Origin of the sequence: Aeoliella straminimaris, from assembly GCF_024054565.1 — a bacterium.
GTDB classification, from domain to species: domain Bacteria; phylum Planctomycetota; class Planctomycetia; order Pirellulales; family Lacipirellulaceae; genus Aeoliella; species Aeoliella straminimaris.
On the sequence record NZ_JAMXLR010000051.1, the window covers coordinates 66,422 to 80,797 of the forward strand.

Sequence of the window (14,376 nt, forward strand, 5' to 3'; positions counted from 1 at the left end):
TGGGTTCGACGAAATTTTAGTACTTTGCGACTCACTAGGAGAGTCCCTCCACAAGCTTGACCAACGGTACAAACAAGGAGATGACGATAAACGCTACGAACATCGCGATGGACAGCACAATCACCGGATAGGCGATGCGGACCACCACGTTCATGCGTGCGGCGAGCAGGTTTTCGCGACGCAGGGCAATTTGGCGCAGTGCCCAGGGTACGTTGCCCACCCGCTCGGCCGTTTCGATTAATCCCGCTTCGCTCGAGGTGAGCAATTGATGGGCCATAAGAGCCGCCGGCAGCGACTGCCCATTGTGGGCTTCGGTGTAAGCTCCCGACAATCGGCTGCGAAGACTGCGAACGGGGTAGGTCACACTCAGTGCATAAAGTAGTCGCTCGAACTCGACCCGGTGTTCGATGCCCAGGGCCACCATCCGGAGCAGCTTAGCAACATGGGCTCGGCGAAAAAGCCAATCGCCCATCAATCGCAGCACCCGCATGTCACACAGATAGAAGATGCCGATCAGCATCAGCATCACGAGGGTCAGGACGGCCGCGATCGTCATCAGGATGGACATGGGCGTAAACGCAAATCCGTCAATCAACAACTGCGTCGCCGGGGGGAGTTCGAGGTCGAACTCCCAGAAGATCTCGCGAAACTGAGGAACAATGAAAACGCCATACAACGACAGCAACAACCCCATCGTCAACGAAATGGCAACCAGATAAGCAACATAGTCGACGCAGCTTCTCGAAGCCGAAGCAAGCACCGGATCTTCCGGCCGGCTCAGCTCATCCAGCGCCTGCGGCTCGGCCTTGGCCAGGGTGCCCACGGCCGCGTAAGACGCCGACGCGCGTGGCAGTGCCGCGGGTTGGGTGCGCACCGACTCGTATAGCGGGGTTCCGGCTTGTAGTTCGCGGCTGAGCCTCCTGGCCGCCCGACCAACGTAACGTCCCTGCCGTAATCCCTCGAACAATACGCTGGTTTCCTTCAGTTGTCCCTCGCGCTGCGCGATCGATAGCAGCTTGGCGTTAGTGCGGCGGTTGGCGTCGCGCGATGTGGTCACACCATCCACCAGCGCAAATCCACCCAGGGTCCACAACAGCACACAGACCATCAGAGCGCCCGGCGATCCGGCCAGCGGCAACATGCACCAGGCAAAAATGCCCACCGCAAGAAAAATCCAGCTCAAGAGTAGCAGCAACAGGTAAATATAGTCGTTGGGCTCGGGCCCCCGCGCACCGTAGGCCATGGACAGCGCCATTCGCATGGCGAGGCCGACCATTAGCACCAACAACGGAGCAAGAAAAACCACAACTAGTTACTCGCACGACATAGAGACAAACACTTCCTACGAACTGGCATGCTTTGGCTCACCCGGTGAGCCCCTCAATCAGCTTGATGACGGGCATCAGCAAAGCGGCGGCCGCAGCAGCAATACCACTGCCCACCGCGACCAGGGCCAAAGGCGGCACCACCCGGCGGATGAACACTAACCTTTGCTCGCGACGATTGGCGAACATCTCGGCTGCCAAGGCCAGTCCGCTCGCTAGCTGCGAACGACGCTCGCCCCAACCGGCAATGGTCGCCAGCGACCGATCGAATGCCTGCGAAGTGGCCATCGCTTCGGAGAGCGTTAGCCCTCGTTCGACCAGACCCGCCACGCGATAAGTGGCCCGCGCCAGGCCACGATCGTCGAGCAAGTCGCCCGTGTACTCGAGCGCCGCCGGCAGCGGCACACGCAACTCGACAAAACTGGCCAGCGTCGCCGCCAACTGTTGTTGCGAGATGCTCACAAACAACCGCCCCAATAGCGGCAGCGAGTTACGCAGCGAATATCCATAGCCGAAGATGCCGGGCAGCAGGATCACCATCAGCCATAGGGCCATCATGGCAATCATGGCCCAGGGCATCAGGGGCATCGCCCCCAGGATGCTTTCGGTGGCGGCAGGCAACGCCAGATCGAACTCGTTGTACAAATCGCTAAAGTTCGGCAGCAGTACATAGGACAGCGACATCGTTACCGACGACAATACCACCAGCAAGATCAATGGATACAGCAGCAGGCCCTGCAACGTGCGCCATGCTCGATCGGACGACTCGCGCAGCAGGGCAAACGTGTTGCAGACGTTCGCCAGACGATCGGACGTGGTCGCGGCGCGAAGCATCCCTACCAAATAGCGAGGCGCGCTATTCTCGATACTCTTGAGGGCGGCTTCGAGTGACTTGCCGGATGCCATCTCCGATTTCAGCCGTCCGACTGCCTCGCGGAGCTGCCGATCGTCCAAATCTTCCACTAGCGCATCCAACACCACCTCGAGCGACATCCGCTGCTCGCTGGCCACCGCGGCGGTAGAAGGAATCTGTTGCGAATTGTCTTGCTGGTAGTCCACGAACGTCTATCGCCACAAGGAGTCGGCCAAGGTGTGAAGCATCCTGGTGTAAGGCCACATCATACCAATGCAGTAGACCGCCACCACGGTACCGGCCACGCCCACGGTGAGCATTGCCGGCACAAAGTCGTTGAGTGAGGTCTGCAGCAGGTCGGCCCTCATTTGATACGATCGCGCCGCACGATCGAGCGATGCGGCCATCAATTGCCGGCGACCGCTCTGCTCCAACGCCACCTTTACCAGCGGCGGAAATCGCTCGAGGGGCGATCGCTGCTGGTGACCTGGGGAATCCGCCAGCGGTTGGCCGGTGGCTGCCTGGTCGGCCAGTTCGAGCGCTGCCCGGCGATAACCGCGATGCCCCACAGCGCCGGCGGCGATGCGGAGCGAGCGGTCGAGCGGCAAGCCGGCGACCGTGGTCATACGCAACACTTCGGCCATGGTGGCCGACGAACTAAGTCGATGCAGCCGCCGCGCGCCGGGAATCCAGCCCAACAGCCACCAACGCGGCGAGGCAAGGCTCGTGGCACGCCGGCTACGCCACCACCACACCAGCGGAATCACGATGGCCAACACCGGTACCACCACCGTAAGCGCGGCAATCAGCCACGACTGCCCCGCCAGGTCGGCATAGGGCTGCAGCACCTTGGGGGCAATCCAGGCGATGTTTCGAAACACCACATACAGCAGCAGCGCCAGCAGCAGGCTGGCCAGGATAATCACCGTGATGGGCACCAATAGCGCGACACTGGTGACGCGTTGCAGCGAAGCCAGGCGACGGGTGCTGCGGGTCATCTCCTCCAGGGCGGCAGTCGGGTCGCCACTGGCGAGCCCCGCCTCGACCACGGCGTGGTACACCTCGGGCAGGTTGCCTCCCTCGGCATCGAGGGCACTGGCAAGCGAGTTGCCCTGCTCGATTCGCTGAGCCAGCCGCAGTGAAAGCGCCCCCGCCCCTGGCGGAAGCTGGTTGGCGAGACGGCGCAACTCCGGCTCCAACGGGATCCGCGCCCCCGCCAGCGCTGCGAGTTCAGCGTTGAGCGCCGCAAGGTCGTCGAGCGTCGTGGGTTGGAGTGCGATTTCAGACATCAACGGTTCGAATCATTCGATTAAATGCAGAGGGAGCGACGCGCAGTGGCGGGCCTCGACTAGGTGTCTACCGCAGGCCTCCAGCCCAGCGCCCGCACCACTTCGCCAGGACTCGTCACTCCCGACTCGATTAACTGACGGGCTGGTTCGGCGAACGGCATCGTGCTGTTCGTCTGATGGGGCGTGATATTGGTCGACGCTTCGGCGAGCAGCACACGGCCACGATAGCCCGTGCCCGCGCACTCCCCGCAGCCGGCCGGCCCCATACACTGAGCGACGTCGAGCCCTAGCGGCGCCGCGTCATGACTGGGCTCGCCCTGCAGAGCACAAGTGCAGAGCCGGCGGACCAATCGCTGGGCAACGACCAGTCGCACCGCGTGCTGCACGGCATCGGCCGGGATGCCCATGTCGACCAATCGATCGATCGCCTCGCTGGTGCTGCCCGCGTGAAACGTGGTGATCACCAGGCTACCGGTTAGCGCTGCCTCGAGTGTGGTGGCGGCCGTCGCGCGGTCGCGAATCTCGCCTAGCATCAGCACCTCGGGATCTTGCCGCACCAGCGACTTGAGCGCCTCGGCCATGGTAAAACCGGAGGAGTGGCTGACCTGCGATTGCGCAACCCCTGGCACAACAACCTCCACGGGGTCTTCGAGCGAATGAATCGCGCGCCCCCCGCCCGACTGCTCCACGACTTCACGCACTGCGGCGTAGGCGGTGGTGGTCTTACCACTGCCGGCCGGTCCGACAATCAGCACCGCCCCCGTCGTGGCGGCCAGTGCGTCGCGCATCGCGTCGAGCACGTTGGGTCCCAGACCGAGTTGCTCGAGCGTTTCGAGCCCCCGGCGGCTACTACCCAACGAGCGGAGCACGGCCCGTTCGCCAAACAGCGTGGGGAACGTGCTGACGCGAAACTCGCCGCCGGTGACCTCGCTTTCTAACCGACCTTCCTGTGGCAGTGCGGTCTCGTACGTCAACAGCCCGGCGAGCACCTTCAGCCGGCCGACCACGCTGCTGGCCATCGCCCGCGGCACGGTGCCCAGCGGGGCGAGCACCCCGTCGAGCCGCCAGCGGAGCACGAGATTGCCCTCGGTGGGGTCGATATGGACGTCGCTGGCCCGCGACTGGCTGACCAATTGCAGCAATCGGTCGACCAACTCCACCGCGGATCCCCCCTGCGGCTTGATCGAAGCGAGGTAGTCCTGCCAGGCGGCGAGCGGTTCGTCGGTCGATGGGGGAGAATTCATGCAGAGGCAGACGAAGGTGCGAAAAGTGGCAGCAGGCTCGTACGAACCACATCATAACCCGAGATCTACTGCTGGCGAAACACTCAATGAATTCCGTTCGCACGGGCCGCCGGCAACTATTGCATCGCCCCGGCCGCGTTGGGGGCCGCCGCAGCGGGCTCCCGAGCGTTGGACCGCGTAGCTCCAACCTTGGAGCAAATCTCGCCGTACTCTAAACTTAGCCGCATGGAATCGATCAATATCCGAAAGGCGAGGTACCCCTTCACCGCTGTGCGGGACGACGCGGGGGTGCCACACGTCAAGGCGGCGGATTGGCAGGCGGCCGTTTACGCCCTGGGCTATCTGCATGCACTCGACCGGCCGACGCAGATTTATTTCGCCCGCTCCATCGCCGCCGGACGCGCCGCCGAGCGCATCGCCGCCAAGCCCGAACTGGTGGAAATGGACATGTTCCTCCGCCGGGCGAACCTGACGCAGCGAATCGACGAAGAAGTCGAGGCCCTCGAGCCGCACATCCTCGAACAGCTGCTGTGGTACTGCGAAGGCGTGAACGACGGGCTGGCCGATGGACGCCGGTCGCTGCCCATGTGGGTGGTCGGCTTCGAACCGGGGCGATGGGACCCCTCGTCCGTGTTGCTGCTGGGCAACCTGCTGTCGTTCGCGGGTCTGGCGGTGGGCGAGCAGGAAGCCGAGCTAACGCTGCTGGAACTGATTCAACTGGGCGTCGAGGACGATCGCATCCGCGAGTTGTTCGCGCCGTACCTCGACGGCATCGACTTCTCGCCTCTCCGCGATATCCACATCACCAAACGACTGTCGGACGAAGCACTCGAGTTGCTGGCCGACCTGCCGCGACTGGCTGGCAGCAACGCCTGGGCGGTGAGCCCCGCCCGCAGTGCCACCGGCAGCGCGCTATTGGCCAGCGATCCGCACCTGGAAGTGAATCGCCTACCCGCCATCTGGTACGAAGTAGTGCTCGACTGGTCGGGCGACTCGGGAGAGAAGCAATACGCGATGGGCGCAACGCTGCCCGGCTGCCCGCTGATGGCCGTGGGCCGAACGCCTCAGTTGTCGTGGGGCGTCACCTACCTGGCGGCCGACACCAGCGATTACTTCATCGAAGACTGCCGTCCCGGCGGCGAGACCGGCTGGCAATATCGCCGCGAGCAAACCTGGCACGACTTCCGTCTGCGCCGCGAGGAGATCAAGCGCAAGGGACAGTCGCCTCTGGAGCTTGAAGTGCTGGAGAACGACCTCGGCACGCTCACCCGCACGCCCGAGGAACGGGGCACCTACATGAGCGTTGCCTGGATTGGCGGGCACGAAGGCAGCGGGCGGGCAATTGGCACCTGGCTCGAACTGTTCACCGCTGGCGACACCCGTCAGGCCATGGACACCGTGCGCGACTCGCCCCACCCTTCGCTGGTGTGGGTGTTTGCCGACAGCCAGGGACACATCGGCATGCAGGCCAGCGGCTGGCTGCCGCAACGGCCACCGCACGCCTCGGGCATTACGCCGCTGCCGGCGTGGAACCCGGTGAATCACTGGCAGGGCGTCGTGCCGTCGCAACTACTGCCCCATGTGTACGATCCGCCCATCGGCTTTGTGGCCACGGCCAACGAAGAACAGTACCGCACCGACGGCCCGCCGCTGCACGCCAGCCACCTGGCCGACTATCGCTTGCGGCGGATCAAGGAACGCTTAACCGAGCTGCCCAACGCAACGCTCGAAGACATGCAAGCCCTGCAGTACGACGTGGTGAGCACCCACGCCCGCGATCTGCTGCCGGTGCTCCTGGCGCATCTGGAAGATTGCCCCCTGAAGCAACGCCTCTCGGCGTGGGACTGCCGGTACAATCCCGAGAGCACCGACGCCTCGCTGTTTCACAGCTTTTATCGCCATGTGCTCCTGGAGATCTTCGGGCACGAAGCCGGCATCGGCTGGCGGCGAATGCTGTACCTCTCGACACGGATGGGGTACTCGAAGTTCTTGCTTACCGCATGCGATCGAGCCCTGCGTAAGGTGACCAGCAGCTGGTGGCGCGAACGGGACAAGGGCGAGATGATTCGCCGCGCGGCCGAGCGCGCGCAGGCCGAGCCCGACAAGCCGTGGTCCGCGGTCAACGAGTTCCACTTCGTCAACCGCTTCATCAACCTGGGCAGCGTGGGACGATTGCTGGGTCTGAAGTCGCCCCCCATTGCGATGCCGGGCTGCCACGCCACGCCGTTTCAGGGTCACCTGTTGACCACCAAGACCCGCGAGAGCACGTTTGCCCCCAGCTATCACTTCGTCACCGACATGGGCTCCGACCAGGCGTGGACCAACCTTCCGGGTGGTCCCAGCGAAAGCGCCTTTAGCTGGTGGTACCAATCGGACCTCGAGCGGTGGAAGACCGGCCAGTACAAATGCCTGGCGCTCGATGGCGAGTGTAAACCCGACGCGGGGCTGAACGCCGACCTGTTGGGGTAATACGCCTTAGCGAGCGCCGCGACCCAACGTGGGGGTAGAACATCTTCAGGCAACGGCGCCAAGCAAACCACTCACGGTAGTATCTATACACCCCACAAAGTGGTGGTACCAGCATGGCGATACCCAGTGACTTGCATCGCAGTAGACACTGCTTTCATTTTGTGATGCATTACTGCAGCTAATGCCATCGTTTCTTATGAGTCCATTTACTCATAGTTGCAGTGATAGCTGTTGGCGTTCGCACCCAAAATTAAATCTGCATGAAGTTGCGGCGCGCCTGCTTGCTGAAGTTCACAGCAGGGGTATATTCGCAGTTAGCAGTACTGCCTCCTAGCCGCGCGGCCGTCTCGCCTTGTCCTTTTTGCCGCGCGCATCGACTCGAATTCTTGTCTCGTGTCACTTCTCGATTCGGAAAGGGAGCAAGATGATTGTCAGCAGGCACTATGGGATGTTGGCGGCTGCGCTGTTCGCAGTCGCTGTCGCGGGTTCCGCCCTCGGTCAACGTCAGACCGAAGAGCAAAAACAAGACGACATGGCTACACAAAGCGTCGCCCAGCGCATCGATGACATGGCCGACAAGCTGGGGCTTAGCGACGAGCAACGGCAACAAGTCCGCGACAAACTGCAGTCGTACAAAGAGGAGTACGCCCGTTGGCGGGACGAGCGGAAGGCCTTGTATCAGAAGGAAATGAACTCGCTGAAGTCCATTCTCAATGACGACCAACTGGCCAAGGTCAAGCAGTACGTGGAAGGTCAGCGCAAAGCGATGCAGAAAGATGCCAAGCGGCAATACGACGAAGGTTTAGACTCGGTTGCCGAGCGGGTTGAGCAGGCCGCCAAGTCGCTCGACCTCACCAGCGAGCAACGCCAGAAGATTGCCGACACGCTGGCGACCTATACACCGCAACACTGGAACCAACGCGCCGAGCGGCGCCGGATGGTGCGGGCCGAGCTGAACGACCTGGCCGGCATCCTCACCCCGGAACAACGCACCGAAGCCCGCAACGCCCTGCTGGGCCAGGCGGTCGAAGCTGTGCAGTCGCAGATGCTGACCGATCGCATCGAAGCCGCTGCCAAAACGCTGAACCTGACCGACGATCAGCAGGCCAAGATCCGCGACGTGGTGCAATCGTACGTGCCGAGATTCCAGCAAGCGCAACTCGATCGCCGCCAGCTGATGCGCGACGAGCTAGCCGCGATGCGCGATATCCTGACCGACGAGCAGCGTGAGCAGGTCCGCAACTTCTTCAAGGATCGTGTGGTGGTGGTCGACGTGCAGATCGACGAAGCCGCCCTGCAGGACCGCGCCACTCGGCAGATGCTGCTGGAGACGGTTTCCGATCGCGTGGAAGCGGTCGCCGACCAGCTCAACCTGACCGATGAGCAGCGGCAGCAAATCCGCGAGCAGGCCAAGGAGTTCGTCAACAAATATCGCCAGCAGCGACAGCAACGCGAGGAACTGCGCAAAGAAGAGTTCGAAGCCATTCGAGCGATTCTCACGCCCCAGCAGCGGGAGAAAGTGGAGAACATGATCTCCGAGCAAAACGGCAACCGGAACAACTAACTCGACTGCCTGTTAAGTCCCCCTAATTGAAACACAAGGTGCCTCGTGCAAACGAGGCACCTTTTCTTTTTGCAGCCCGCTGGTCGCCCCCCTACAATCCATGATGTCGTTCGATCATTTTCAATGACCTTGGGGGCTACGTGGTGTTTACGGGATCTGCTCTTTCTCTTTCGTCCACTCTGCTCGTGTGCTCTGTCATCATGCCGGCCTGCCTGGCGGAGGAGCAAGCCAATGTCGTCGAAACTAAGTCGCCAACACCTGCCGAACTCCTGCAACCTCCCAAGCCATCGACCGAGGAAAGCCCCCCTCAATTGATCGTGGCGAAGAACGTAATCCTCTTCGAAGGCCGAGTGATGGGGTGGGCCGACCTTTCGGAAGAACTAAGGAATCGTGCAACTGCCAACGGCGGCGACCTGGAAACGGTCGGCTATGCACGCACCTTCGAGGCGTTTCAGGATGCTGAACGAACCAAGGAAGCCCAGAACTGGGCGCAGCTGCTCACCGACACCGGTGGCGTTGAGGTTCAGGATCGAGGACGGATCCTCAGCGGCCCCGCCCGTCGTTACGACGTACTGGAGATCACCGACGTGTGGCCACCCGGTGCTGAGCATCCAATCTGCGGCCGCGTGGTCGATGCCGACGGCACTCCGGTAGCAAACGCGCAAGTGGTGCTTCGCATGCCGACCGACCCACGCTTGCGAATGGGAAGCCCTGCCCTCCGTCTGGACAACGGGCGCTTCGTTGGCACGGAACAACTAATAGCCAAGCGCAGTGATAGCCGTGGCAAATTCCAGTTCGAATTCCCGAGCGAACGCACGAGTGTCGTTATCGCCGCTCCCGAGGGATTCGCCGCCGTGCCGGCCAGCAGCGACGATCGTGATATCGCGCTGACTCCGTGGTCCCGGGTCACCGCCAATCTGAGGCAAGACAAGAAGCGAGGAGTTCAGACGGTGAGCCTGTATGCCTATGTCTCCCCGGCGAAAGGTTATCCCACCATCGTCATCAAAGTGTCGCTGGGCAGCCCAGGCGAGCGGGCCGAAAAGGTGGAAGCATTGGCAGCACCTCCTGCGGCGAAGATCCAAGCCAAAAGACTACTCTGGAAAAAAAGCGACGGCAATGCCCTGACTGGCACCCCCTACGGCCCAGCCTACGAGTTTTCTACGGAGTCGGGCATGACGCATCACTTGGAGTTCGGACCGCTAGCAGAGTAGCTTTCTGAAGCGTCGCTGGCGTTTAGGTCTGACACGTGTAAAGACTGCATGTCGCGAAACTTCTTGTCGACTTGGGTGTTTCCAGACTGCGGCTCTGCTACACTGCAGCAACCATCGGGTGCCGACACCGAACCGAATGGACAGAAGGTTTCCGAGAAAGGATGGAGAGGTATGTCATCTGTCAAAGGGTTTCTTGCGCTCTTGGTGATGCTGGGTGGGGTTCGCGGGGTTGCCGAGGAGGTCGACACCAGTCGTCCATCGATCACTGGCAGTGTCACGGGGGTCGATGGCACCCCACTGGCAGGCGTGCGTGTCGATATTTCGACCGCCGCGCCGAAAGTTGGCCGGGGCATCTTTTGCCCCAGCTGCTATCTCGACTGTGGAAAATGGGCCACGACCGATGACGACGGCCAATTCACCATCGCGAGTCTCGATCCAACACTCAAGTTCCATCTGGTACTGACGCATCCAGAGTATCAAACGCTGCAGACGCCGCTGATCGATCCGGCTGGCGAAGCAGTGTCGCTCTCGCTCGATCCACTGTCAGAGGACATCGATCCCTCGCGGGTCGTGTTGGGCGTCGTCACGCAAAACGGCACCCCGGTGGCCGGGGCACTGGTAGATCCCCACGGCGCCAAGACCGTGGACCGACGCTGGTGGGGTCGCGTCGATGGGGTCACGCCTACCGTTACCGACGCCCAAGGCCGGTTTGCCATGGTGCTGCCCGATGACTACCTGGGGCTCGACATCCGTGTTGAGGGTCACGGTTTCTGCGGCGAACAACGAGAACTGCTCAAGCCTGGTGCTGAACCGCAATCAATCGAGGTGCGAACCGGTGCGACGGTGACGGGCCGCTTGATGCATCACGGACAGCCGGTCGCCGGGATGAGCATTGCTGTGGTGCAATTGAACCGGAGCACCGCCGACGACATCTTCATTGCCGCCGTGGGCGATGTGACCGATTCAGAGGGGCGATTCGAGATTCGATACCTGCCACCCGACCAGCGATACTGCATTTATTCGGTGGCTGGCGAAGCCAAACGCTCGGAGAGTCCTTTCATCTTGACCACCAAAACGTTCACCATGCCGGGAACCGACGAATCGCGCGACCTGGGCGATCTCGAGGTGTCGCAGCCCTGCTCGATCCGTGGCCGAGTCGTCCGGTCGGACGGCAAACCCCTGTCGCCGAATCTGCGGCTGTCGTTTGGACGCGATCCGGCCTGGGACCTGGTAAGCGCGTTGGTCGAGGACGATGGGTCGTTCGAAGTCACTGGCTTGCCGCCTGAGACTTACGAGGTTCGGGTGGGCGATCGCGATATGGTCATGGCGAGCGATCAGATTCTCTTCCAAATGTTGAGCGACGTATCGTTCGGAATCCGCCTGCGCCAATCGATCGACGATCTGGTGGTACCGATCCAAGCCAAGGAGTAACTCAAGTGCCCACAACACGACTGCACTGCTTCGCAATTCTGTGGTTGGGACTCTGCTGCTGCACGACCGCGGCACAGTCGGCCGACCTGATGCCGGTCACTGTCACCAGCGAGCCCTCGTCGGGCACACCAGCTGCCACGGTACGGGGAATGGTTGCGGACAAAGCAGGCAAGCCGCTGGCGGGGGCCACCGTAGTGCTGCGTGCAAAGCTGGGTGGCATTCAGTATGCCGGCGGACTACAGCATTGCCGTGATGTGCTGGCCCGCACCACCACCAACGAAGCCGGCGAGTACGCTTTTTCGAACATTGGCATTCCGCCACGACTGGTCGAAAACAGCGACCTGCTGCGCCGCGGCCAGCCCGGACTGCAGGTGCTGGCTTGGTCGGACGGATACGCCCTGGCGTGGAAAGATATTAACCACTTCGACGTGGAAGGCGCCGATCTATTGCTCCAGAACCCCGCGGAAGTATCAGGAGTTGCCCTGGATAGCGACGGCGCCGCCATCGCCGAAGGCGAACTGGCTGCCATGGGCTTCACCGAGGCCACCGGCGACATAAAAAAGTTCCTCAACGACCCCGGCGATCTCAATCTCATCCGTTCCGAAGTGCAGTTCACTGCACCAGTACGCGATGGCAAGTTCAGCCTGCCCAACATCCCACCGGGCTATTACATATCGGTTCGGCTGGAGAGCCCCGCGGGGGACCGCCAGTTCTTCTTCGTCGACACCGGCAATACCACCCTCAAGCAGGCTAGCGATCACAACTCAAGTCGAGTGAAGGTGCCACTACACCGCACGCCGATTCGCGTCACCGCCGAACGGCTCCCAGTCGTCAGAGTTAAGGTCGTCGATGCGGACGGCAATCCGGTCGCCGGCGGAGGAGTCCAGGCCATCACTGCGGAACATCAATACGGCGGTTCGGCCGGCGTGGGAGCCGATGGCACCGCAACGATGATCGTGAACAAGGCGGGAAGCCACAAACTAAACTACAACGGCGATCCGTTACACCCCGCGGTGGGGCATTCACAAGAAGTCGACATTCAACTCGGCGGCACGTCAATTGAACTACGCCTACCAGCATCGCAAACGCTAAACGGCAAAGTGGTTGATGGCGATTCCGGTGAACCGGTGCCGGGCGTGTACGTTGCGGGTGGTGGTTCGATGGCCGTCTCCGGAACCGATGGCCGCTTCACCCTACGTGTGAAGGAAGGAGAATGCCAGCTTGCGGTGCGACACGAAGTCGCAGGCTATCTGGCCCCCACTTATGCACTGAGTCGCGATGCGAGCACCAAGCCGGCACTGCCAACCGTGACCGTAACGCCTGATAGCGCGCCGGAAGAAGTCACGCTGAAGCTCAGTCGCGGCCTGGTGGTCGAGGGCGCGGTACTCGACGAGCGTGGTTCCTCCATACCCGGGGTGCAAGTGATGGCCTCCTTCCGGGGGCAACCTTACCGGCGAGTGGCGACGACAACCGACGCCGCAGGCCGCTATCGCTTTACAGGTCTCTCGCCTTATGTGCCGATTGCTATCGCAACCTTGTCCAACATCGGTGCCGCAGAGGAGACGATTGCCGCCACGGAGGATCAACCATGGGACCAGACGCTAACCAAGCACGTCGATTTGAAGATGGTCTCGGCAACAACCCTGGTGGGTCGCGTGGTCCAACAGGACGAGCCGATCGCAGGCGTTACGGTGCGTCTGCATCGCGCGGCCCCTCGCGATCCCAATGAGCGTGGCACGAGTTTTTTTCCGACTGGTGAGACCGCAACCGACAAGAAGGGCAAGTTCCAACTCAGCGGCCTCAGGCAAGGCGACCGGTACTACTTGGAAGTTGAACCGGTGGGAGATGCCGAAGTTCGCGACTGGCGCTATGCGAGTCCGTACACCCAAACGGTTGAAGTCGCGAACGGTAGCACCATCGAGTTACCCGACGCTGTGCTCAAGAGCAGCGGCCAAACGCTGGCGGGAGTGGTGGTCGACCCCGATGGCAATCCGCTGGAAGGAATCTCGGTGAGTGCACGATTCGCCTCGGGCCGGAACCTGTCGCGACCACAACACGGCCCCCCACCGTGGACCAAGACCGACGCCGAAGGCCGCTTTTCACTCACGCACTTGCCGGACGAGCCCCTGTCGCTGATGGCTTACAAGGCCAACCCAGCCGGCGGCAGGATTCTGCACCCCAGTCACGTCAGTCCTGCAATGAACGCCGACGACATCCGCATCATCCTCGATCCCAGCTTGCTGGAAGAACCCGAGGACCTCGACTGAAATGCCGGGCGCCGACCACTCGCGACGCACCACCTGGGGAAACTCGAACAGAAGCAATCGCTACTCCTCTTTCACTCGCCGCATGTCGCCACGCATCATTTCGACCCAGGTGCCGTCCTCGCTCATGATTTCCGACCGGGCGATGATGTGGTCCTTACCATCGAACTCGTAGGAGTCGCGGAACTTGGCGATCTTACCCGCATCCATGGGGTTGGGGCCTTCGGCCTCGAGCAGCAGTTTGTTGCCGCTCTTGTCCACATGACCTTTGTACCTCCAGAGGTGATTCATCATCGTGTCGACCCAGGTGCCAATGTAGGCCTTGGCTTCCGGATCGTAGCCAATCGTCTGCACGGCTTCGAACTTCATCCCTGGCATCTCGCCTTTCATGTCGCTGATGACCCAGAAGCTACCCAGCATGCGATAGGTGGCAGTGCCTGTACACTCCATCGGTCCGCCATCGGGTCCGACGGGCGCGGCACTGGTGCTTTCCCATTTGCCTACAAACTTATCGAGCCATTTGTGCTCGGGCGTCGGGGCGGACATCTCCTGGCTGCTTGCCAGATTCGCCACACACAGCAGGACTACGGGCACCAGCCCTGTTAACACCAACTTCATGGCAGCCTCCCAGAAAAACAGGTGAGTCCGGTCCACCGTTGCGGCAAACCTCAAGCTCTGATGATACACAACAGCCAATGGCGAGGAAGAGGTCCTCTTTGGAAGATT

10 protein-coding genes are annotated in these 14,376 nt (G+C 61.7%); 5 read left to right on the forward strand and 5 right to left on the reverse strand.

The genetic code is table 11. The features are described 5' to 3' along the window. Positions 1-34: 34 nt before the first annotated feature. The 4 genes from NG895_RS30615 to NG895_RS14065 are packed head-to-tail and all read right to left on the reverse strand — an operon-like array spanning position 35 to position 4,711. Positions 35-1,306, reverse strand: a complete 1,272-nt coding sequence (locus tag NG895_RS30615) for a type II secretion system F family protein (protein ID WP_252853141.1) — start codon at positions 1,304-1,306, stop codon at positions 35-37. A gap of 58 nt (positions 1,307-1,364) precedes the next feature. Further along, positions 1,365-2,384 carry a type II secretion system F family protein gene (locus NG895_RS30620; RefSeq protein ID WP_252853142.1) on the reverse strand — a complete coding sequence of 340 codons (1,020 nt, stop codon included), beginning with the start codon at positions 2,382-2,384 and terminating at the stop codon, positions 1,365-1,367. 6 nt (positions 2,385-2,390) lie between these two features. Beyond that, entirely contained in the window at positions 2,391-3,467 is a 1,077-nt protein-coding gene (locus NG895_RS14060; RefSeq protein WP_252853143.1) for a type II secretion system F family protein, read from the reverse strand. 59 nt (positions 3,468-3,526) lie between these two features. Next, positions 3,527-4,711, reverse strand: a complete 1,185-nt coding sequence (locus NG895_RS14065) for a GspE/PulE family protein (protein WP_252853144.1) — start codon at positions 4,709-4,711, stop codon at positions 3,527-3,529. A 225-nt stretch (positions 4,712-4,936) separates the two neighbouring features. Here NG895_RS14065 and NG895_RS14070 point away from each other — a divergent pair, with 225 nt between their 5' ends. The 5 genes from NG895_RS14070 (at position 4,937) to NG895_RS14090 (ending at position 13,653) form a co-directional block, all read left to right on the forward strand. After that, positions 4,937-7,180, forward strand: a complete 2,244-nt coding sequence (locus NG895_RS14070; protein WP_252853145.1) for a penicillin acylase family protein — start codon at positions 4,937-4,939, stop codon at positions 7,178-7,180. Positions 7,181-7,604: 424 nt separating this feature from the next. Continuing rightward, the gene (locus NG895_RS14075) at positions 7,605-8,744 is read left to right on the forward strand and encodes a hypothetical protein (protein WP_252853146.1); all 1,140 of its coding nucleotides are present in this window, start codon (positions 7,605-7,607) and stop codon (positions 8,742-8,744) included. Between the two features lie 185 nt (positions 8,745-8,929). Further along, a complete protein-coding gene (locus NG895_RS14080) occupies positions 8,930-9,955 on the forward strand; it encodes a carboxypeptidase-like regulatory domain-containing protein (protein WP_252853147.1) in 1,026 nt (341 codons plus the stop codon). Positions 9,956-10,126: 171 nt separating this feature from the next. Then, on the forward strand, positions 10,127-11,386 hold the full coding sequence (locus NG895_RS14085) for a hypothetical protein (RefSeq protein ID WP_252853148.1): 1,260 nt from the start codon (positions 10,127-10,129) through the stop codon (positions 11,384-11,386). Between the two features lie 5 nt (positions 11,387-11,391). After that, entirely contained in the window at positions 11,392-13,653 is a 2,262-nt protein-coding gene (locus tag NG895_RS14090) for a hypothetical protein (protein WP_252853149.1), read from the forward strand. Positions 13,654-13,713: 60 nt separating this feature from the next. Here the strand turns inward: NG895_RS14090 and NG895_RS14095 are convergent, their stop codons facing one another. Continuing rightward, the gene (locus tag NG895_RS14095) at positions 13,714-14,268 is read right to left on the reverse strand and encodes a DUF1579 domain-containing protein (RefSeq protein WP_252853150.1); all 555 of its coding nucleotides are present in this window, start codon (positions 14,266-14,268) and stop codon (positions 13,714-13,716) included. Between the last annotated feature and the right edge of the window lie 108 nt (positions 14,269-14,376).